Genomic DNA, 19,196 nt, shown 5'->3' on the forward strand with positions numbered 1-19,196 from the left:
GCCCGTCGCCGGCTGCCTTATGCCATGAAGGCGGGAGCCGCGACGGGCAGGCTAAATCGGAACTGCGCGCCGCCGGCCGGGGCCCGGCCGACCGTGATCGTGCCGCCGTGCGCCTCGACGATGCCCTTGACGATATAGAGGCCCAGGCCCGTGCCGCCGCGCTTGCTGCCCCGCCAGAAGCGGGTGAAGACGCGGCTCATCGACTCCTCGGGGATGCCGGGGCCCTCGTCGCTCACGGTGACGGTCGTCCCCTCTGGTGTCGTCGCGTCCGCACTGGTGGTGTCCGTCGCCGGACCGACCTCAATGGTGACCGTTCCCTCGCCGTGGCGCACCGCATTTTCCAGGAGGTTGCCCAGCACCTGGTCCACCTTGTCCGGGTCCGCCCACAGATCGGGCAGCGGCTCCAGCATCCGGATCAGGAAGCGGTCGGGGCTCTGGCCCGCGGTGGTCTGCGCCTGGACGTGCCGGCGGACCGCGGCGATCATGTCGACCCGCTGCCGCCGTACCTCCAGCCGTCCCGAGTCGATGCGGGAGATGTCCAGCAGCTCGGCGATCAGACGGGTGACGCGGTTGGCGTCCGCGTCCACCGTCTCCAGCATCAGCCGCTTCTGGTCGTCGGTGAAGCGTTCCCACTTCTGGAGGAGGGTGGCGGTGAAGCCCTTGACGGAGGTCAGCGGCGAGCGCAGTTCATGGGCGACGGTGGCGATCAGCTCGGCATGGCTCAGCTCCGTGCGCCGCCGCGCCTCGGTGCCGCGCAGCGCGATCACCAGCCGCTGTACGGGGCCGGTCGGCCGGCTGCGGACATAGCGGGCGGAGACCAGCACCTCGCGGCCGCCCAGCAGCAGATTGCGCTCGGGCTGGCCGCGGCGGATGGCGAGGCCGCTGTACGGGGCGGTCAGCTGCCACCAGGCGCGGCCCTCGATGTCCTGGAGCGGCAGGGCGTGCTCCAGGCGGCGGCCGAGGGCGTGCCGGGAGGCGATGCCGGTGATCCTGGCGGCCGCTGCGTTGAAGGTGATCACCCGGCCGGTCTCGTCCGCGACCACCAGGCCGTCGGGCAGGTCGTCGGGGTCGAGCCCCAGGCCCGGGACGGCCGTGGCCATGCCCGACGGCCCGCGCTCGGGCCCGTCGGACGGGCCGCTGTCAGCGGTGACCGTGTTACCGGAAGTCCTCACACCCACCCCGTTTACCCCCTTCCGGGCCCCGAGCACGCCACACTACTAGCTCGGATTGGATGTGCCAGGAGATCCGCCGGACACCCCTCAGGCGGGTGATCCGGAGCGGCATCCTCCGGCCGTGCGCTGGGCGCGGGCGGAGGCGTAGAGGCAGACCGCGGCGGCGGTGGCGAGGTTGAGGCTCTCGGCCCTGCCGTGGATGGGGACCCGTACGACGGCGTCCGCCAGCGCCCGGGTCTCCGCCGGCAGCCCCCAGGCCTCGTTGCCGAAGACCCAGGCGGTGGGGCCGCCCATGGAGCCGGCGTCCAGTTCGGCGTCCAGGTCGCACTCCCCCGCGCCGTCGGCGGCCAGGATCCGCACCCCGGCGCCCTGGAGGCCGCCCACCACCCGCTCGACGGGTACGCCGACCGCGACCGGGAGGTGGAAGAGCGAACCGACCGACGCGCGAACCGACTTGGGGTTGTAGAGGTCCACCGAGGCGTCCGTCAGCACGACCGCGTCGGCGCCCGCCGCGTCGGCGCAGCGCAGGACCGTACCGGCGTTGCCGGGGTCGCGGACGTTGGCGAGCACCGCGATCAGCTGGGGTCGGGCGGCGAGAATGTCCTCGAACGGCGAGTCGAGGAAGCGGCAGACGCCGAGCAGGCCCTGCGGGGTGACGGTCTGGGAGATGTCGGCGACGGTCCGGTCGTCGGCGAAGTGCACCCGCACCCCGGCCGCGAGGGCGGCCTCGACGATCTCTGCGTGCCGCTCGGCGGCCTCGACGGTGGCGAACAGCTCGATGAGCGTGGGTTCCCCGTCGCTGCGGTGTGCGATGGCCTCCCGTACGGCCTGCGGGCCCTCGGCGATGAACCGGCGCTCCTTGCCGCGGAAGGCGCGGCGGGCCAGCCGCCGGGCGGCGGAGACACGCGGGGAACGCGGGGAGATCAGCTCGGGGGTGCCCATGGGCGGCGGCTCGCTTCTTTCGTTCGGTGCGGGGGCCGGGACCCTGGCGGGCCGGGCCGGAAATGCGGCGGACCCGCAGGCCGTGGCCTGCGGGTCCGCGTCACAACGTCGTCAGGCCGAAGGTCAGGCGGCCTTCGGGGCGTTGACGTCGCTCGGGAGCGCCTTCTGGGCGACCTCGACGAGCGCGGCGAACGCGTTGGCGTCCGTCACCGCGAGGTCGGCCAGGATCTTGCGGTCCACCTCGACGTTGGCGGCCTTCAGACCCTGGATGAAGCGGTTGTACGTCATGCCGTTGGCGCGGGCAGCGGCGTTGATGCGCTGGATCCACAGCTGACGGAAGTCGCCCTTGCGCTTCTTGCGGTCGTTGTAGTTGTAGACGAACGAGTGGGTGACCTGCTCCTTCGCCTTGCGGTAGAGGCGGGAGCGCTGGCCACGGTAACCGCTGGCCTGCTCCAGGATCGCCCGGCGCTTCTTGTGGGCGTTGACTGCCCGCTTGACGCGTGCCACTTGTTAACTCCTTGTAGCGGGGCCGTGGTTGTCGTCACACGGCCCGGTTCGATTGGGTCCCGGTCCTGGTCCTGGCGCGCCCTCGCCGTCGGCGGGGCGCCCCGGACTCACTTGCCGAGAAGCTTCTTGATCTTCGCGGCGTCGCCCGGGGCCATCTCGGCGTTGCCGGTGAGGCGACGCGTCACACGGGACGACTTGTGCTCGAGCAGATGGCGCTTGCCTGCGCGCTCGCGCAGCACCTTGCCGGAGCCAGTGATCTTGAAGCGCTTGCTGGCACCGCTGTGCGTCTTGTTCTTCGGCATGCGCCGTACTCTCCTCGTCAGTGGCGCTCCCGCAGGCACGGACCGGCAAGCGGGAGCGTCATGTATCGGTTGATGTCCGGGGCGAGGTGCCCCGGATGGAATCCGGGGCTCACGCCTCGGGGATCACGCCTGGGCGTGCTCCTCGGTGGGCTCCTCGGCGGGCTCCTCCACGGACTGGTCCGCGGGAACTCCGCCCTGGCGCTCGGCCTTGCGGGCGGCCTGCGCCTCACGGGCCTCGGCCATCGCCTCGGTCTTCTTCTTGTGCGGACCGAGAACCATGATCATGTTTCGGCCGTCCTGCTTCGGATTCGACTCGATGAAGCCGAGGTCCTCCACGTCGGACGCGAGCCGCTGCAGCAGCCGGAAGCCCAGCTCGGGGCGGGACTGCTCGCGACCACGGAACATGATCGTGATCTTGACCTTGTCACCCTGCTTGAGGAACCGGACGACGTGACCCTTCTTGGTGTCATAGTCGTGCGGGTCGATCTTCGGCCGGAGCTTCATCTCCTTGATGACCGTGTGCGCCTGGTTCTTGCGCGCCTCACGGGCCTTCATGGCCGACTCGTACTTGAACTTCCCGTAGTCCATGAGCTTGCAGACCGGCGGACGGGCGTTCGCCGCCACCTCGACGAGGTCGAGGTCGTACTCCTGCGCAAGCTCCAGGGCCTTGGCAAGCGGCACAATGCCGACCTGCTCGCCACTGGGACCGACGAGTCGCACCTCAGGGACGCGAATCCGGTCGTTGATGCGGGGCTCGGCGCTGATGGATCCTCCTCGGTAGCACCACGCGACGGCCTGGCGGACTGCCGCGTAACGTCTGTTTCGGTGTGACCAACCGCGCCGGTACATGAAAAATGCCCCGGACGGGACACAGGCGGGGCTCCGGAAAGGATCAGGAACACCGCCGCGAAGTCTCCGCGGGGCGCAGCCAGACCGTTGACCCGCCAACCCTGAGGTCGGTGCGGGTGGGAGATCGGAGCCTCCACTTGTGGGCCGGTCACCTACGTGTCCGGCCGGTCGTTCACACCAGAATACACGAGTCAAGGAGTGACACCCACTCCTGTGCCGGCGCGGAGGCGAGGGGAGGGGCCCCGCGCGCGGGCGGACACTCCCGGGCGCGGGGCCGGGCGGCGCGGGCCATAGGCTGGAGGCGATCCCCTCAGCAGGAAGTGAAGCCCCAGGACATGAGTGACCAGACCCCGCGGCAGCCGGAGCAGCAGCCCGGCGCGGCGCACACGGACGAGCCGTCGAACCCCGGCTTCGAGGACATGACCCGCGATATCGCGGAGGTGCCGGCGGTCGAGGTGATCACGACGGTCGCGGTGCATCTGATGAGCTCGGCGGCGGTCAACCTCGGACTGGCCGAGGACGGCGAGGCGCACAAGGACCTCGACGAGGCGCGCAAGCTCATCCAGGCGCTGGCGGGGCTGGTCACGGCCAGCGCCACCGAGATCGGCTCGTACCACGCGGCGCCGCTGCGGGACGGCCTGAAGTCGCTGCAGCTGGCCTTCCGGGAGGCCTCGGTCGTACCGGACGAGCCGGGACAGGGCCCCGGGGAGAAGTTCACCGGTCCCGTCTACGGCTGAAGCGCCCGTCCGACGACACCCGCGCAGCGATGAGCCCCGGCCGCCACGGTCGGGGCTCATCGTCTGTTTGCGGGGACGTTCGCGGAGCCGGGGCGCGCTCAGACCCGCTCGCCGGACGCGGACTCGCCGGCCACCTCCTCGTCGGCGACGAGCCGCGGTTCGTGCGGAGGATGGGTGATCTGGTGCACCACGGCCGCCAGCGCGCCGCCGATCAGCGGGGCGACGATGAACAGCCACAGCTGGGTGATGGCGGCGCCGCCCGCGAACAGGGCGGGGCCGATGCTGCGCGCGGGGTTGACGGAGGTGCCGTCCAGCGGGATGCCGATGAGGTGGACGGTGCCGAGCGCCAGACCGAGCGCCAGACCACCGAAGCCGATCACGGCCACCCGGTGCGTGACCGAGAGCACGACGAAGACGAACAGGAAGGTCATCACGATCTCGGCGACGAACGCGCCGCCGAGGTTGAGGTGCACCGCCGAGCGGTCGCCCCAGCCGTTCGTGCCGAACGCGTCATGGGTCTTGAGGCCCGGTACCTGCTTGGCGACCAGGAAGAGCAGGGCGGCGCCGACGATGGCGCCGAGGACCTGGGCGATCCAGTACGAGACCGCCCGGTGGAGGGAGATGCGGCGGGCCAGCAGCATGCCCAGCGTCACGGCGGGGTTGATGTGGCAGCCCGAGATCGGGCCGAGCGCGTAGGCCAGTGCCAGCATGGTGAAGCCGAAGGCCAGGGCGATGCCGAAGGTGCCGATGTATTCGCCCGCCAGCACGGCAGCGCCGACGGCGAAGAACACCAGGAGCAGCGTGCCGAGGAATTCGGATACGACGATGCGGGTCTCGGTGGTCTCCATGAGCTCTCCTCGCGTGGATCTTGAGCTCATCCCATAGTGCGGGCGAGGAGCCGAACGCGCTCGTTGGCGGGGTGAGTGCGAAGGAGCCCGCGGGCGGGGCCCGCAGGAGGAAGCCGCGGGAGGTCAGCGGCGGAAGAGCGCTTCCTGCGGCCGCTGCCCGCCGGGCGGCAGAAGGGCCAGGTCGAGGCCCTTGACCAGACGCTCGCGCAGCACGTCGTCGGTGGCCAGTGCCCGTGCCAGGCGCTGGGCGACCTCGGCGGTGGGCGCATCCGGGGCGAGGCCCAGGGCGAGGGTCGCGTCGGTCTCGTCGGAGGGTGCGAGATGGGCGACGAGGACGGCCGGCTCGGCGGCGAGCAGGGCGCGCAGGGCGTCGGTGACGGCGGGGTCGGCCAGCGGGTCGGCGCTCTCGCGGCCCTCGGCCAGCGCCCGCAGGGCGGCGCCGGTGAGCTGGTAGGTGACCGGGCCGGCGAGGTCGACGACGACGGTGTCGGCCTTCTCGTGGGCGGCGGCGAGCAGGGCCTGCCGCATCGGGACCGCCACGGGGCGGGCGTCGGCGCGCCAGAGCCGGAGGGTGTCCATGGAGGTGAAGGCGGGGAGGGCGCGGCGGCCGTCGGGGGCCTGGAGCGTGGGGACGGCCATATCGCTGGTCTTCTCGCGGCGCAGGCCGTCCGGTCCGGTCTCGACCTCTCCCAGTACGGCCACCACGGGGACGAGGACGCGCGCGCCCGCGAGGGCCGCCAGGAGGGCCCCTTCCGTGGTCCGGTCCCTGTCGTACGCCGCCAGGGCCTCTGCGAGGGCCGGGTCGGCGGAGCCGTCGTCGTCGGAGAAGCCGGGGTCCGGGATGTTCTTCTGCACCGCTCGAGCCTACTGGCTCGGGTTTTCCCGGCGGTGCCCGGTGCGGCGGCGGGTTGGCGGGGTGCGGTCGGCCGGCGGTGCGTCAGCCGGTGCGGCTTCGCCAGATGAGGATCCCGGCCGCCAGGAGTGCCACGCCGAGGGCGCCCGCCGTCCAGGGGAGCCAGGCGGTGGGTGAGGTGTCGTCCGGCGCGGGTGCCGGGCCGGGGCCGAAGTAGCGGTGGGGGTAGGCGACGGGGCGGGGCTTCTCGGGGGCCGGCTTGAGGCCGGCGGCCCGTTCGAGGGCGGCGGCCGCGTCCACCAGGCCGGCGCCGAAGTCGTCGTTGCGGCCGCCCTCGGGGGCGTCCTGGGCGGTGGCGATGAGCAGGTCCTTGATCTGGGCCGGGCTCAGGGCGCGGTGTTCGGCGCGGATCAGGGCGATGGCACCGGAGACCAGCGCGGCGGCGGGGCTGGTGCCGCTGCCGTTGTAGTAGGTGCGGTCCGGGTTGGACATGATGATGGTCTCGCCGGGGGCGCAGACCGTGGCGTACCAGTGGCGGGTGGAGAACTGGGTCCGCTCGTGCGCCTCGTTGACGGCGGTGACGGCGATGACGCCCGGGTACGCGGCGGGGTAGGAGATGTGGTCGCCCTTCCCGCCGTCGTTGCCCGCGGAGGCGACGACGGGGATGCCCTTGCCGAGGGCGTACTGGATGGCGGCGTCCTCGCGCGGCTCGGGGTGCGCGGTCTCGCTGTCGTCGCCCAGGGACATGCTGATCACGTCGGCGCCGTGGTCGGCGGCCCAGCGGATGCCGTCGGCGAGGGCGCCGGCCTTCTCCGTGCGGGCCCTTTCGCGCTGCGGGTCGTCGTCCTCGAGGATCACGCGGACGGGGAGGATGCGGGTTTCGGGGGCGATGCCGAGGACGCCGTCCTGGCGGCCCGCGCCATGGCCGTGACCTGCAATGACGCTGGCCATGCCGGTGCCGTGGTCGGCCCAGTCCCGGTCGCCGGGACCGGCACCGAAGCCGACCAGGTCCTTCTCCGGCAGCACCTGGCCCTTGAGGTCGGGCTGGTTCGCGTCCACGCCGGTGTCCAGGACGGCGACGGTGACGCCCGCGCCCTTGGTCGTACGCCAGGCCTGCTGGGCGTGCATCGCCTGCAGGGCCCACTCCTGGGCGCGGACGGTGTCGGCCTGCGCGGGCGGGGCGGGCAGCACGGCCAGCGCGGCGGCGGCGCACGCGACGGGGGCGGCGCGCAGCGGGTTCTTGCGGCTCACGGATCCTCCGTGTTCTGCCCGGGGATCCCCGACTCCTTGCGGAAGATGGCCTCGACGCGGTCCGCGAGGTTCTTCGCGTCGTGGCCGAGGCCGGATTCGGCGGGGGCGGTGGTGGTGCCGGGTCGCACCGCGGCCTCGGCGGGCTGCGGGTCGGTGACGGTGCGGCCGTCGGCGAAGCCGGAGACGGCGTAGACGACGACCGGGATGTCGGTGAGGATCCGGACGGTCCAGCTCGCCCGCTGGGCGGGCCCGAAGCGGGCGGCCGGGGTGCCCTCGGCGGCGTACGGCAGCGGCATCATGGTGGCGCGGGCGGCCAGATTCCTGGTGCTGAAGCGGGAGTTCATCGCCAGCATGCCGGGGGCGTCGGCCTTGGCGGTCAGGGCGCCGACGGTGATGACGCCGGAACGGGTGGCGTCGACGTAGGTGGCGCGCAGCAGACGGGCGCAGCCCACGGGGGCGAGCGTCTTGGCCAGCGCCGGGTCGAGGCCCTTGGCGCAGGTGCTGTCGGGGGCCACGGCGATCCGGGTCCAGCGCCGGTCGGAGCCGCCGGGGCCGACGCCCAGGCCGTCGATGGTGCGCGGGAAGAGGGTGTCGACGGGGACGTTGCGCCAGACGTCGCGGCCCTTGGCGAAGGTGGCCTGGGGGGTCGGGGGCGCGTCGGGCCCCTCGGTGAGCCAACTCCCGGCCGCCGCACCGCCGATGAGGCCGGTGCCGAGGACGAGGCAGGCGGCGATGACGAGGCGGCGCCGGCGGGAGCGGCGGGGCCTGGCCGGGGGCGCGGCGGATGTGGCCGGTGTGCCGGCGTAGGGCCCGACTCCCTGCTGCGGGAGGGGACTTCCCGGCCAGGGGGCGGCCGGCGCGGGGGCGGGCGGACGGCCGCCGGGCGCGGCGGAGGGTGCCGTGGCGGCGCGCTTGTGGGTGGCGGGCGCGCTGCCGTTCGCGCCGTCGCGGCCGGCGTTCCACAGCCCCTCGCTGTTGGCCAGGTGGAAGGCGGCGGTGTCGCGGAAGGACGCGGGACGGCCCGCCGGGGGCGCCGGGGCGGGTGCGGCGGGCCCGTGGGCCGGGCGGGGCGGCGACTGCGGGCCGGCGGCGGGCGGCTGCGGGCCGGCGGCGGGCGGCTGCGTACGGGGGCGGGGCGGCACGGCCGACGTAGGGGGCGCGGGCGGCGGGGTCGCGGGGCGCGGCGGGGCCGTGGGGGGCATCGGGCCGGCGGGCGGCGCGGCCGGTGGCGGGACGGTGGGGCCGGCGGGTACCGGGCGCAGGACGGTGGTCTGCGGGTCCGCTTCGGGAGCGGCAGGCGCGGCGGGAGCGGGAGGCGCGGCGGGCGCACCGGACGCGGGCCGGTGCGGGGGCTGCGGGGGCTGCGGGGGCTGCGGGGGCTGCGGGGGTATGGGAGGGGTGTGCTGCGTGTCCGCGCAGTCGGCGTCGGTACCCACCCGCGCTCCCCCTTGCGCCGCTGCCCCGGCCCCGATCCGCAATCGGGGCAGGGTCGCTCGTATCCGGACATCACGCCGCTGACCTGCCGGTTGCGGTGTGCGGACACTGTACGGGCTGGTGCCGCCGCTGCTCCAACTGATGTCCACTCTGTCGCGAACTCTCCCCTACCCAGTGGTAGCCGCGTCTGGCAGGCTGCGGCCATGCCCCAGTACACGGCCGACGCGGATGGCGACACATCGCTTCCCCCTGCGCTCAACTCCTCGCCCGAGTCCTCGACTCCGCTCGCACAAGGGGAACCCCGAGGCGCCGGGGAGAACCCCTTGAGCCGGGCCACCGCTCATCTCGACGCCCCGCTGGCCGTCGTCGATCTCCAGGCCTTCGACGCCAACGCCGCGGATCTGGTGCGCCGCGCGCACGGCAAGCCGATCCGGGTCGCGAGCAAATCGGTGCGCTGCCGGGCCCTGCTGGAGCGGGTGCTGGCGCGGGACGGCTTCGCGGGGATCATGAGCTTTACGCTCGAGGAGTCGCTGTGGCTGGCGCGTTCGGGGTTCTCGGACGTGCTGCTGGCGTATCCGTCGGCGGACCGGGCGGGCTTCGCGGAGCTGAGTGCCGATCCCGGGCTTGCGGCCGCGGTGACGGTGATGGTCGACGATCCCGTCCAGCTGGATCTGATCGACGCGGCCCGGCCGGCCGGCGCCGGTGAGGAGATCCGGGTCTGCCTGGAGCTGGACACCTCGTACCAGGTGCTGGGCGGCAAGGTGCGGGTCGGCGCGCGGCGGTCACCGCTGCGGACGCCCGCCCAACTGGGCGCGCTGGCACGGGCGGTGGCGCGCCGCCCCGGGTTCCGGCTGGTGGGGCTGATGGCGTACGAGGGGCATGTGGCGGGGGTGGGCGACGAGGTCGCCGGGAAGCCGGTGTTCTCCCGGGCGATCCGGATGATGCAGGCGGCGGCGCGCAAGGAGCTGGCGCGGCGGCGCTGGGAGGCCGTGCGGGCGGTGCGGGCGGTGGCGCCGCGGCTGGAGTTCGTCAACGGCGGCGGGACCGGCAGTGTGCAGCACACGGCGGCGGAGGCGGCGGTCACCGAGGTCGCGGCCGGGTCGGGGCTGTATGTGCCGCGGCTGTTCGACAACTTCCGTTCGTTCAGCGGGCGTCCGGCGGCGCTGTTCGCCCAGCCGGTGGTGCGCCGGCCCGGTCCCGGTGTCGTCACGGTGCTCGGCGGCGGCTATCCGGCGTCGGGGGCGGCGGGCGCGGACCGGCTGCCGGAGCCGTATCTGCCCGCGGGGCTGCGCTACGACCCGCAGGAGGGGCCCGGCGAGGTGCAGACGCCGCTGCTGGGGGCGGCCGCGGACGGGCTGGCGATCGGCGACAAGGTGTGGTTCCGGCACGCGAAGGCCGGTGAGCTGTGCGAGCGGTTCGCGCAGCTCCAGCTGATCGACGGGGACCGGGTGGTGGCGACGGTGCCGACGTACCGGGGCGAGGGCCGCACCTTCCTGTGAGCCGGTGCGGCCGCCGGGCCCCGGTGGTGGCCCCGTCGCTCAGTACACCCCGTCGCTCAGTACACCTTGTCCTTCTGGTCCGGGATCACCGAACCGTCGGGGCGGTGGACCGGGCCGAGCTTGCCGTCCGGGTGGACGTAGCCGGCGGTCGAGCAGGGGTACGGGGCGCTCTGGCGCTTGTCCGGCTCGATGAACATCGGGTTGACGATCCAGCGGCCGTCGCTGTTGTCATAGGCGCGGCAGGTGAGCTCGGTCTTGTTGCGGTTGAGGGCCAGGTGCACCCCGGTCGCGTCGCCGACGAAGGTGACGTCGGTCTCGGCGTCGCCCGCGGCGAGGGCGGGACGGTGCGCCGGGTCCTGCTGCTGCCAGGCCTTGGCGCCCTTGACGTGGTAGATCTCCTGGTTGATCCAGCAGCGCTTGCCGTCCATGTACGTCAGGACCTCACCGTGCGTGTCCTTGACGTCGCCGCAGCCCTGGACGCCGTTGGTGAGCCGGCCGTCGCGGACGGTGTTGCGGATGCCGATGACGTGGTCGCGGTCGATGCCCACCCCGGGCGCCCAGGCCCGTACGACCGGTTCCGAGGAGGCGGAGACGATGTAGACGTCGAAACCTGCCTTCTGGAGCGTGTGGATGAGGTCGCGCTGCTGGTCGTAGTAGCGCACATAGCCGGGCATGGTGTGCGTGCCGACCTTCTGTTCCTTGCCGATCGGCGCGGCGAGGTTCTCGGTGCGGGCCTGGCGGGCGAGCGCGGTCAGCTGTTCCGGGGTGCGGCCGCCGAAGAGCTGGGTGATCCAGACGTAGGAGGGGACCGTGCGCCGGTGGTTCCACTCCCCCGCGAAGGCGGTCTTGCCGTCGGAGGTCTTCTCGTCCTGGTAGACGTCGAGGATCTCGTCGGTGCAGCCGGTGTCGGTGGAGGTGGGCAGCGGGTGGCCGGGGCGGACGGATGTGCCGCAGGCCTTGGTGAGCGCGCGGTGGGCGTCGTCGGTCAGCCACTTGTTGGTGGCCTTCCAGCTGGTGGGCCGGAGCACCTTGTCGTGCCGGAGCATCCAGGCCAGCGTGGCGTCGGAGATGTCGTTCTTGACGACGGTGTTGTCCCAGTCGAAGGTCGCGACGGGCTTGGCGCCGCCGGATCCGGAGCAGCTGCCGCGCTCGTTGATCACCTTTTGCAGCTTGGCGCGGTTCTCGCCGTACCACCCCTTGGAGACATGGAGGGTGGGGCACTTGCGCGGGGCAGGGTCCGTGGTGGCCATCCGGGTGACCGCGATGCCTCCTCCCACGACCACGACGGCGGCGGCACCCGCCGCCAGCCATCGATGCTTGTTGAGCATGGAACGCACTCCTGTCGAACGAGGAATCGAAGGCGGACGCTAACGCATGGCAGCCGGGCGTCGTGCGACGCCCGGCTGCCATGACGCTTTCCCGGAGGTGAACAGCGGGCGCTTACACCGGCGTGACGTAGGCGCCCGCGATGCCGCCGTCGACCAGGAATTCGGCGGCGTTGACGAAGGAGGAGTCGTCGCTGGCGAGGAAGGCGACGGCGGACGCGATCTCCTCGGGCTCGGCGAACCGGCCGACGGGGACGTGGACGAGGCGGCGCGCGGCGCGCTCGGGGTCCTTGGCGAACAGCTCCTTGAGCAGCGGGGTGTTGACCGGCCCGGGGCACAGCGCGTTGACCCGGATGCCCTCGCGGGCGAACTGCACGCCCAGCTCGCGGGACATGGCCAGCACGCCGCCCTTGGAGGCGGTGTAGCTGATCTGGGAGGTGGCGGCGCCCATCACGGCCACGAAGGAGGCCGTGTTGATGATGGAGCCGCCGCGCCCGGTCTGCTCGAACTGGCGCTGCATGTAGGGCAGGGCGTGCTTGCAGCAGAGGTAGACCGAGGTGAGGTTGACCTCCTGGACACGCTTCCAGGCGTCCAGGCCGGTGGTGAGGATGGAGTCGTCGTCGGGCGGCGAGATACCGGCGTTGTTGAAGGTGATGTCGACCGAGCCGTAGGTGTCGAAGGCGGTCCTGTAGAGCGCCTCGACCTGCTCGGAGTCGGTCACATCGACCTGGACGAAGGTGCCGCCGACCTCTTCGGCGGCGGCCTTGCCGGCCGTCTCGTCGATGTCCGCGCACACGACGTTGGCGCCTTCGGAGGCCAGCCGGCGGGCGGTGGCCAGGCCGATGCCGCTGCCGGCTCCGGTGATCACGGCGGTACGGCCGACGAGGCGGCGGCACACTGCGGTCTGGTCGGTCACTTGCTCTCCTCGATGGTGGTGCCGGGCTCGGTGCTGATGAAGATGTTCTTTGTTTCGGTGAAGGCCCGCAGCGCGTCCGGGCCCAGCTCGCGGCCGAGGCCGGACTGCTTGAACCCGCCGAAGGGGGTCCAGTAGCGCACGCTGCTGTGGGAGTTGACGGAGAGGTTGCCCGCGGCGACGGCGCGCGAGACGCGCAGGGCGCGGCCGACGTCGCGGGTCCACAGGGAGCCGGAGAGGCCGTAGTCGGTGGCGTTGGCGAGCCGTACCGCGTCGGCCTCGTCGTCGAAGGGCAGGACGACGGCGACCGGGCCGAAGATCTCCTCCACCGCCGTACGGTCCCCGGGGCGGCCCTCCAGGACGGTGGCCGGGTACCAGAAGCCCTTGCCGGCGGGGGCCTCGCCGCGGATGGCGGCCGGGGCGTCCTCGGGGACGTAGGAGCGGACCCGCTCGCGCTGGGCGGCGGAGATCAGCGGGCCCATCCGGGTGGCGGGGTCCGCGGGATCGCCGACGGTGAAGGCCTTGACCGCGGGCTCCAGCAGTTCCATGTAGCGGTCGTAGACGGAGCGCTGGACGAGGATCCGGCTGCGGGCGCAGCAGTCCTGGCCGGTGTTGTCGAGGAAGGAGCCGGGGGTGGCGGCCGCGGCGGCCTCGAGGTCGGCGTCGGCGAAGATGATGTTGGGGCTCTTGCCGCCGAGTTCCAGGGTCAGCCGTTTGGTCTGCTCGGCGCAGCGGGCGGCGATCTGGCGGCCGGTGGCGGTGGAGCCGGTGAAGACGACCTTGGCGACGCCGGGGTGGTCGACCAGCGCCGTGCCGGTGACCGGGCCCTCGCCTGGCAGGACCTGGAAGAGGCCCTCGGGCAGGCCGGCGTCCAGGGCCAGCCGGGCGAGCTTGAGCGCGGTGAGCGGGGTGGTCTCGGCGGGCTTGAGGAGGACGGCGTTGCCGGCCGCGAGCGCGGGGGCGGTGCCCCAGGCGGCGATCGGCATCGGGAAGTTCCAGGGGGCGATGACGGCGACGACGCCGAGCGGCTCCTGGACGGTGATGTTCAGGCCGCCCGCGACCGGGATCTGAGTGCCCGTCAGACGCTCCACTCCCCCTGCGGCGTAGTGCAGCAGATCGCGGACGTTGCCCGCTTCCCATTCGGCGTTGCCGAGGGGGTGGCCCGCTTCCTGGAGTTCCAGCTCGGCGAGCGCGGCGATGTTCGCGTCGACGACGTCGGCGAAGCGGCGCAGGATGCGGGCGCGGTCGCCGGGGGCCACGGCGGCCCAGGCCTCCTGGGCGGCGGCGGCCCGGCGGACGGCGGCGTCGACCTCGGCGGGCGAGGTGGTGGGGACGGTGGCCACCACTTCCTCGGTCGCCGGGTTGAGGATGTTCAGCTCGTGCAGACCATTGGACACGGTCGGGTTCCTTACATGCGCTCGAAGGAGCGGTAGCGCTCCCAGTCCGTGACGGCGGCGTCGTAGGCGTCCTGCTCGACGCGGGCCATGTGGCGGTAGTGCTCGACGACCTCGTCACCGAAGGCGGCGCGGGCGATCGGGCTGGCGTCCCACAGCTCGGCGGCCTCGCGCAGGGTGGTGGGGACGTGTGCGGCGTCGCCGGCGTAGGCGTTGCCGGTGGTCGCCTCGGGGAGTTCCAGCTCGTTCTCTATGCCGTACAGGCCGGCCGCGACCATGGCGGCGACCGCGAGGTAGGGGTTCACATCGCCGCCGGGCAGGCGGTTCTCCAGACGGTGTCCGCGGCCGTGGCCGACGACCCGCAGGGCGCAGGTGCGGTTGTCCGGGCCCCAGGCGACGGCGGTGGGCGCGAAGGAGCCGGGGCGGAAGCGCTTGTAGGAGTTGATGTTGGGGGCGTAGAAGAGCGTGAAGTCGCGCATCGCGGCGATCTGGCCGGCGAGGAAGTGCCGCATGGTCTTGGACATGCCGTACTGACCGTCGTCGTCGGCCAGCACCGGCCTGCCCTGCTCGTCCTGGAGCGAGAGGTGGATATGGCAGGAGTTGCCCTCGCGCTCGTCGTACTTCGCCATGAAGGTGAGCGCCATGCCCTCCTGGGCGGCGATTTCCTTGGCGCCGGTCTTGTAGATGGTGTGCTGGTCGCAGGTGGTGAGCGCCTCGTCGTAGACGAACACGATCTCGTGCTGGCCGAGGTTGCACTCGCCCTTGGCGGACTCGACGGTCATGCCGGCCGCGCCCATCTCGTTGCGGATGCGGCGCAGTACGGGCTCGACGCGGCCGGTGCCCAGGACGGAGTAGTCGCCGTTCCACTGGTTGGCGGGGTTCATGTCGCGGTAGCCGCGCGACCAGGCGTCCTCGTAGCTGTCCTTGAAGAGCATGAACTCCAGCTCGGTGCCGGCGTGCGCGCTCCAGCCGCGTTCGGCGAGGCGGTCGAGCTGGCGGCGCAGGATCTGCCGGGGCGAGGCGACGACCGGGGAGCCGTCGTGCCAGGCGAGATCGGCGGTGATCAGCGCCGTGCCGGCGTTCCAGGGGGTGCGGCGCAGGGTGGCGGTGTCGCCGTGCATGGCGAAGTCGCCGTAGCCGCGCTCCCAGGAGGACATCTGGTAGCCGTCGACGGTGTTGAGGTCGACGTCCACGGCGAGGAGGTAGTTGCAGCCCTCCGTGCCGTGGTCGAGAACGGTGTCGAGGAAATAGCGGGCGGCGAACCGCTTGCCCTGGAGCCTGCCCTGCATGTCGGTGAAGGCGAGGACGACAGTGTCGATCTCCCCTGCATCGACGAGGACCCTGAGCTCCTCGACGGAGAGTGGGGGCGTGCGGTCAGCCACGGTATTGCCTCCTGTCACTGCATCCGGAAGTCATAAGGTAGGCACACGAACCATTGATTGGGAAGGGGTTTCGATGGACGGTGCGGCTGACCGGCTGGCGCCCGTGCTGCGGCCGGTGCGGGCGGGCAACGGTTTCGAGGAGGCGCTGGAGCAGATACTCCAGATCGTCCGGCTCGGCCTGGTGCCTCAGGGTGAACGGCTGCCCGCGGAGCGGGAGTTGGCGGAGCGGCTGCAGATCAGCCGGGTCACCCTGCGCGAGGTGCTGAAGGTACTCCAGGACGAGGGCCTGGTCGAAAGCCGCCGCGGACGCTACGGCGGTACCTTCGTCCGGGTGCGTACGGAGAACCCGGGTGAGGCGGAGCTGCGGCGCCGGATCGGGAAGATCGACGTCGAGGACACCCTGCGCTTCCGGGAGGTGCTGGAGGTGGGCGCGGCCGGGCTGTGCGCGACCCACGGGCTGACCGACGAGCAGGCCGACCGGCTGCGCGCGGCGCTGGCGGCGACCCAGGACGCCCCGCTCGGTGACTACCGCCGGCACGACACCCTGCTCCATCTGACGCTGGCGGAGCTGTCCGGCTCGCCGTCGCTGGCCGCCCAGTACGCCGCCGTACGGGCGGGCGTGAACGACCTCCTGGACTGCATCCCGCTCCTCGTACGCAACCTCGAGCACTCCCAGACCCAGCACGCCGCCCTGGTGGAGGCCGTTCTGGAGGGCGATGCGGACGGCGCGCGCGAGGTGATGCGCGAGCACTGCTGCGGGACCGCCGCACTGCTGCGCGGCTTTCTGTCGTGAGGCCCCCGAAACCTGTCTGTTACGAGATTTTCCGGCTGAGGTCTTGCACTCGGCCGCCCCGAAAGACAAAGGTATCGGCTCATACCTTTATTGCGGGGCTGGTAGCGGTTCGCTGACGGCCGTACCCGCCGCGGATCCCCGAGTCCCCCGGAGGCGTGATGTCCCTCAACGAGCACGCGACAGACCCAGACCAGGACCATCGCCCCCCTCAGCGCTCCAGCGACGAACAGCGACTCCACGAGCTCGGCTACGCCCAGGAGCTCGCCCGCTCGATGTCGGCATTCTCGAATTTCGCCGTCTCGTTCACGATCATCTCGGTCCTCTCCGGCTGCCTCACGCTGTACGGCTTCGGCATGAACACGGGCGGGCCCGCCCTGATCACCTGGGGCTGGCCGCTGGTCGGCGTCATGACGCTGTTCGTGGGCCTGGCCATGGCCGAGGTCTGTTCCAGCTACCCGACGGCGGGCGGCCTGTACTACTGGGCGGCGAAGCTGGCCCCCTCGCACGGCCCGGCGTGGTCGTGGTTCACCGGCTGGTTCAACTTCCTCGGCCAGGTCGCGGTGACCGCCGGCGTCGACTTCGGCGCCGCGTCCTTCATGAACGCGCTGCTGGACCTGCAGTTCGGCTTCACTGCCACCCCGGTGCACACGATCATGCTGTTCGGCATCGTGCTGCTGGCCCACGGCCTGCTCAACACCTTCGGCGTGAAGCTGGCCTCCCTCTTCAGCAACGTCAGCGTGTGGTGGCACGTCCTCGGCGTACTGGTCATCGTGGGCGCCCTGGTCGTGGTGCCCTCGAAGCACCAGTCCGCCTCCTTCGTCTTCACCCACTTCACCAACAACACCGGCTGGCACTCCGGCATCTACGTCGGACTGCTGGGGCTGCTGCTCGCGCAGTACACCTTCACCGGCTACGACGCCTCGGCACATATGACCGAGGAGACGGTCGACGCGGCCAAGGCCGGCCCCCGCGGCATCGTGATGTCGATCCTGGTCTCCCTGGTCGCCGGCTGGGTGCTGCTGGTCGGCATCACCTTCGCCATCCAGGACTACGACGGCGCACTGGCCAGCAAGACCGGCGTGCCCCCGGCGCAGATCTTCATCGACGCGCTGGGCGCCACCGGCGGCAAGCTGCTCCTCCTGGTCGCCATCGGTGCCCAGTTCTTCTGCGGCATGTCGTCGGTCACCGCCAACTCGCGCATGATCTACGCCTTCTCGCGGGACGGCGCACTGCCCGGCTCGCAGCTGTGGCACCGCATCAACAAGCGGACGAAGACCCCCACCAACGCGGTGTGGCTGGCCGCCGGCGGCGCCTTCGTGCTGGGCCTGCCGTACCTGTGGAATGCCACGGCGTACGCGGCCGTCACCTCGATCGCCGTGATCGGCCTCTACATCGCCTACGTCCTGCCGGTCATCCTCCGCCTGCTTCAGGGCGACCGCTTCCAGCGCGGGCCCTGGCACCTCGGCCGCTGGAGCAAGCCGGTCGGCGTCATCGCCGTCGGCTGGACGGCGGTCATCTCCGTCCTGTTCATGCTCCCGACCACCAGCCCGGTCACGGCCGAGACCTTCAACTACACCCCGCTCGCCGTCCTCCTGGTCCTCGGCTTCGCCGGCACCTGGTGGCTGGTGTCGGCCCGCAAGTGGTTCACCGGCCCGAAGGTCCAGGGCTCGCAGGAGGAGCTGGCTGCCATCGAGCACGAACTGGAATTCTGAGAACCGCGCCGCAACGCACCAGCACCCCACCGGAGGATTCGTGTCCCAGCCCCTCATCGGCATCAGCACCTATCAGGAAGAGGCCCGGTGGGGGGTCTGGACGCTGCCCGCCGCGCTGGTACCCGCCGGATACCCCCGGCACGTCCAGCGCTCGGGCGGGCTCCCGGCACTGCTGCCGCCCGGCGACCCGGCCACCGCCGCGGCGACCGTCGCACGGCTGGACGGACTGGTGATCGCCGGCGGCGCGGATGTCCAGCCCGCGCGGTACGGCGCGGAGCCGCATCCGAGGACCGGCCCGCCCGCGCCGGCCCGGGACGCCTGGGAACTGGCCCTGATCGAGGCCGCGTTGGCGGCCCGGGTACCGCTGCTGGGCATCTGCCGGGGACTTCAGCTGCTGAATGTGGCGCTGGGCGGCACGCTCGTCCAGCATCTCGACGGCCATGCGGGCCCGCCCGGGGTCTTCGACCACCACGACATCAAGCCCGTGGCCGGCACCCAGCTCGACCGGACACTGCCCGAGCCGGTCTCCGTACCGACCTACCACCATCAGGCGGTGGACCGGCTCGGCCGGGGGCTGGTGGTCTCCGCGTACGCGGAGGACGGCACCGTCGAGGCCCTGGAGCTACCGCCCTCGCACGGCTTCGCACTGGCCGTCCAGTGGCACCCGGAGGCCGGGGACGACCCGCGCGTCATGGATGCGCTGGTGGCGGCGGCGCGCGGAACGTCCCCGGGGGTGTGACCGGCGGCTCAGAGCTCCTTCGACCCGCAGTAGTACGGGATCCAGCCGCGGTTGCCCGCGTACGAGATCTTGAGCCAGGTGTTGTCCTTGTGGCCGCACAGGTTGTACGAGCCGCCCTTCGAGGCGAGGCCGCCGACGATGCAGGCGGTCTTGCCCTTGGGGAAGAGTCCGAGCGCGGTGGCGCTCACCTTCTTCGCCGTGCGGATCTTCACGCTCTCCTGCGCCTGCGCCCGGACGCAGGAGGCCGGCGCGGACGCGGCGGACACCGTGGCGGTGTGCGCCGTCCCGGGCGTGGTGGCCGTGGCGACTCCGCTGGTCATGGCGGTGCCGAGCAGGGCCGCCGAGGCGACGGCGGGCGCGATGAACTTGAACCTCATGTGTGGTTGTTCCCCCTTGCATGTGGTGTCGGCCGGCGTACGGGAGCACGCCGGCCATTCGCACACATTAGCGAGCAAGGGAGGAGGCGATCAACGCGGTTCCCGCACCTGCGGGGAGGATCGTGCGGCCCAACCGGCCGCCGCCCTGGAGAGGTTGAGCACAGCCC

At 72.2% G+C, this 19,196-nt stretch carries 19 protein-coding genes; 5 read left to right on the forward strand and 14 right to left on the reverse strand.

Translation table 11 applies throughout. The annotated features are described in order from the left end of the window. Positions 1 to 17 precede the first annotated feature (17 nt). The 5 genes from ACIRPT_RS25650 to infC form a co-directional block, all read right to left on the reverse strand. On the reverse strand, positions 18 to 1,178 hold the full coding sequence (locus tag ACIRPT_RS25650; protein WP_403830970.1) for an ATP-binding protein: 1,161 nt from the start codon (positions 1,176 to 1,178) through the stop codon (positions 18 to 20). A gap of 81 nt (positions 1,179 to 1,259) precedes the next feature. Then, complete coding sequence (locus tag ACIRPT_RS25655; RefSeq protein ID WP_403504468.1) at positions 1,260 to 2,114, reverse strand: TrmH family RNA methyltransferase; 855 nt, start codon at positions 2,112 to 2,114, stop codon at positions 1,260 to 1,262. 123 nt (positions 2,115 to 2,237) lie between these two features. Beyond that, entirely contained in the window at positions 2,238 to 2,621 is a 384-nt protein-coding gene (gene rplT, locus ACIRPT_RS25660) for a 50S ribosomal protein L20 (protein ID WP_393541208.1), read from the reverse strand. A gap of 107 nt (positions 2,622 to 2,728) precedes the next feature. Continuing rightward, positions 2,729 to 2,923, reverse strand: coding sequence for a 50S ribosomal protein L35 (rpmI, locus tag ACIRPT_RS25665; protein WP_006607578.1), 195 nt, complete (start codon positions 2,921 to 2,923; stop codon positions 2,729 to 2,731). Between the two features lie 123 nt (positions 2,924 to 3,046). Then, the gene (gene infC / locus ACIRPT_RS25670) at positions 3,047 to 3,772 is read right to left on the reverse strand and encodes a translation initiation factor IF-3 (RefSeq protein ID WP_393541210.1); all 726 of its coding nucleotides are present in this window, start codon (positions 3,770 to 3,772) and stop codon (positions 3,047 to 3,049) included. Between the two features lie 335 nt (positions 3,773 to 4,107). Here infC and ACIRPT_RS25675 point away from each other — a divergent pair, with 335 nt between their 5' ends. Beyond that, entirely contained in the window at positions 4,108 to 4,509 is a 402-nt protein-coding gene (locus ACIRPT_RS25675; RefSeq protein WP_403830974.1) for a DUF1844 domain-containing protein, read from the forward strand. Between the two features lie 98 nt (positions 4,510 to 4,607). Here ACIRPT_RS25675 and ACIRPT_RS25680 read toward each other — a convergent pair whose 3' ends face one another. The 4 genes from ACIRPT_RS25680 to ACIRPT_RS25695 all read right to left on the reverse strand — a co-directional run bounded on the left by ACIRPT_RS25680 (position 4,608) and on the right by ACIRPT_RS25695 (position 8,897). Then, the gene (locus ACIRPT_RS25680) at positions 4,608 to 5,357 is read right to left on the reverse strand and encodes an MIP family channel protein (RefSeq protein WP_403830976.1); all 750 of its coding nucleotides are present in this window, start codon (positions 5,355 to 5,357) and stop codon (positions 4,608 to 4,610) included. A 123-nt stretch (positions 5,358 to 5,480) separates the two neighbouring features. Next, positions 5,481 to 6,212, reverse strand: a complete 732-nt coding sequence (locus ACIRPT_RS25685) for an SseB family protein (protein WP_403830979.1) — start codon at positions 6,210 to 6,212, stop codon at positions 5,481 to 5,483. Between the two features lie 82 nt (positions 6,213 to 6,294). After that, complete coding sequence (gene mycP / locus ACIRPT_RS25690) at positions 6,295 to 7,461, reverse strand: type VII secretion-associated serine protease mycosin (protein ID WP_403830981.1); 1,167 nt, start codon at positions 7,459 to 7,461, stop codon at positions 6,295 to 6,297. Further along, complete coding sequence (locus ACIRPT_RS25695; protein WP_403830983.1) at positions 7,458 to 8,897, reverse strand: hypothetical protein; 1,440 nt, start codon at positions 8,895 to 8,897, stop codon at positions 7,458 to 7,460. The genes mycP and ACIRPT_RS25695 overlap by 4 nt, the downstream gene beginning before the upstream one ends. Before the next feature lie 201 nt (positions 8,898 to 9,098). On the opposite strand from ACIRPT_RS25695, the gene ACIRPT_RS25700 reads away from it, so the two are divergent. Further along, positions 9,099 to 10,394, forward strand: coding sequence for an amino acid deaminase/aldolase (locus ACIRPT_RS25700; protein WP_403830986.1), 1,296 nt, complete (start codon positions 9,099 to 9,101; stop codon positions 10,392 to 10,394). A 56-nt stretch (positions 10,395 to 10,450) separates the two neighbouring features. Here ACIRPT_RS25700 and ACIRPT_RS25705 read toward each other — a convergent pair whose 3' ends face one another. The 4 genes from ACIRPT_RS25705 to ACIRPT_RS25720 all read right to left on the reverse strand — a co-directional run bounded on the left by ACIRPT_RS25705 (position 10,451) and on the right by ACIRPT_RS25720 (position 15,408). Then, a complete protein-coding gene (locus ACIRPT_RS25705) occupies positions 10,451 to 11,722 on the reverse strand; it encodes an HAD family hydrolase (protein ID WP_403830988.1) in 1,272 nt (423 codons plus the stop codon). A 112-nt stretch (positions 11,723 to 11,834) separates the two neighbouring features. After that, complete coding sequence (locus ACIRPT_RS25710; RefSeq protein ID WP_403504450.1) at positions 11,835 to 12,635, reverse strand: 3-oxoacyl-ACP reductase; 801 nt, start codon at positions 12,633 to 12,635, stop codon at positions 11,835 to 11,837. Next, positions 12,632 to 14,029 (reverse strand): aldehyde dehydrogenase family protein, encoded by a 1,398-nt coding sequence (locus tag ACIRPT_RS25715; RefSeq protein WP_403830991.1) that lies wholly within the window; start codon positions 14,027 to 14,029, stop codon positions 12,632 to 12,634. Before ACIRPT_RS25715 ends, ACIRPT_RS25710 begins: the two co-directional genes overlap by 4 nt. 11 nt (positions 14,030 to 14,040) lie before the next feature. Next, positions 14,041 to 15,408: a glutamine synthetase family protein gene (locus ACIRPT_RS25720; protein WP_403830994.1), complete on the reverse strand. Its 1,368-nt coding sequence runs from the start codon at positions 15,406 to 15,408 to the stop codon at positions 14,041 to 14,043. A gap of 73 nt (positions 15,409 to 15,481) precedes the next feature. Here ACIRPT_RS25720 and ACIRPT_RS25725 point away from each other — a divergent pair, with 73 nt between their 5' ends. The 3 genes from ACIRPT_RS25725 (at position 15,482) to ACIRPT_RS25735 (ending at position 18,652) form a co-directional block, all read left to right on the forward strand. Further along, positions 15,482 to 16,201, forward strand: coding sequence for a FadR/GntR family transcriptional regulator (locus ACIRPT_RS25725; RefSeq protein WP_403830996.1), 720 nt, complete (start codon positions 15,482 to 15,484; stop codon positions 16,199 to 16,201). A 158-nt stretch (positions 16,202 to 16,359) separates the two neighbouring features. After that, on the forward strand, positions 16,360 to 17,913 hold the full coding sequence (locus ACIRPT_RS25730; protein ID WP_403830998.1) for an amino acid permease: 1,554 nt from the start codon (positions 16,360 to 16,362) through the stop codon (positions 17,911 to 17,913). A gap of 40 nt (positions 17,914 to 17,953) precedes the next feature. Continuing rightward, on the forward strand, positions 17,954 to 18,652 hold the full coding sequence (locus ACIRPT_RS25735) for a gamma-glutamyl-gamma-aminobutyrate hydrolase family protein (RefSeq protein ID WP_403831001.1): 699 nt from the start codon (positions 17,954 to 17,956) through the stop codon (positions 18,650 to 18,652). Positions 18,653 to 18,660: 8 nt separating this feature from the next. Here the strand turns inward: ACIRPT_RS25735 and ACIRPT_RS25740 are convergent, their stop codons facing one another. Beyond that, positions 18,661 to 19,029: a hypothetical protein gene (locus ACIRPT_RS25740; protein WP_403831003.1), complete on the reverse strand. Its 369-nt coding sequence runs from the start codon at positions 19,027 to 19,029 to the stop codon at positions 18,661 to 18,663. Positions 19,030 to 19,196 lie beyond the last annotated feature (167 nt).

This window comes from Streptomyces sp. NPDC101227, from assembly GCF_044767545.1.
Lineage (GTDB): Bacteria > Actinomycetota > Actinomycetes > Streptomycetales > Streptomycetaceae > Streptomyces.

Bases quoted from the DNA above. Each gene is read 5' to 3' on its own strand.
- ACIRPT_RS25655 (WP_403504468.1), bottom strand. From the start codon at position 2,114: ATGGGCACCCCCGAGCTGATCTCCCCGCGTTCCCCGCGTGTCTCCGCC.
- rpmI (WP_006607578.1), bottom strand. From the start codon at position 2,923: ATGCCGAAGAACAAGACGCACAGCGGTGCCAGCAAGCGCTTCAAGATC.
- infC (WP_393541210.1), bottom strand. From the start codon at position 3,772: ATGTACCGGCGCGGTTGGTCACACCGAAACAGACGTTACGCGGCAGTC.
- ACIRPT_RS25675 (WP_403830974.1), top strand. From the start codon at position 4,108: ATGAGTGACCAGACCCCGCGGCAGCCGGAGCAGCAGCCCGGCGCGGCG.
- ACIRPT_RS25680 (WP_403830976.1), bottom strand. From the start codon at position 5,357: ATGGAGACCACCGAGACCCGCATCGTCGTATCCGAATTCCTCGGCACG.
- ACIRPT_RS25700 (WP_403830986.1), top strand. From the start codon at position 9,099: ATGCCCCAGTACACGGCCGACGCGGATGGCGACACATCGCTTCCCCCT.
- ACIRPT_RS25705 (WP_403830988.1), bottom strand. From the start codon at position 11,722: ATGCTCAACAAGCATCGATGGCTGGCGGCGGGTGCCGCCGCCGTCGTG.
- ACIRPT_RS25725 (WP_403830996.1), top strand. From the start codon at position 15,482: ATGGACGGTGCGGCTGACCGGCTGGCGCCCGTGCTGCGGCCGGTGCGG.
- ACIRPT_RS25730 (WP_403830998.1), top strand. From the start codon at position 16,360: ATGTCCCTCAACGAGCACGCGACAGACCCAGACCAGGACCATCGCCCC.
- ACIRPT_RS25740 (WP_403831003.1), bottom strand. From the start codon at position 19,029: ATGAGGTTCAAGTTCATCGCGCCCGCCGTCGCCTCGGCGGCCCTGCTC.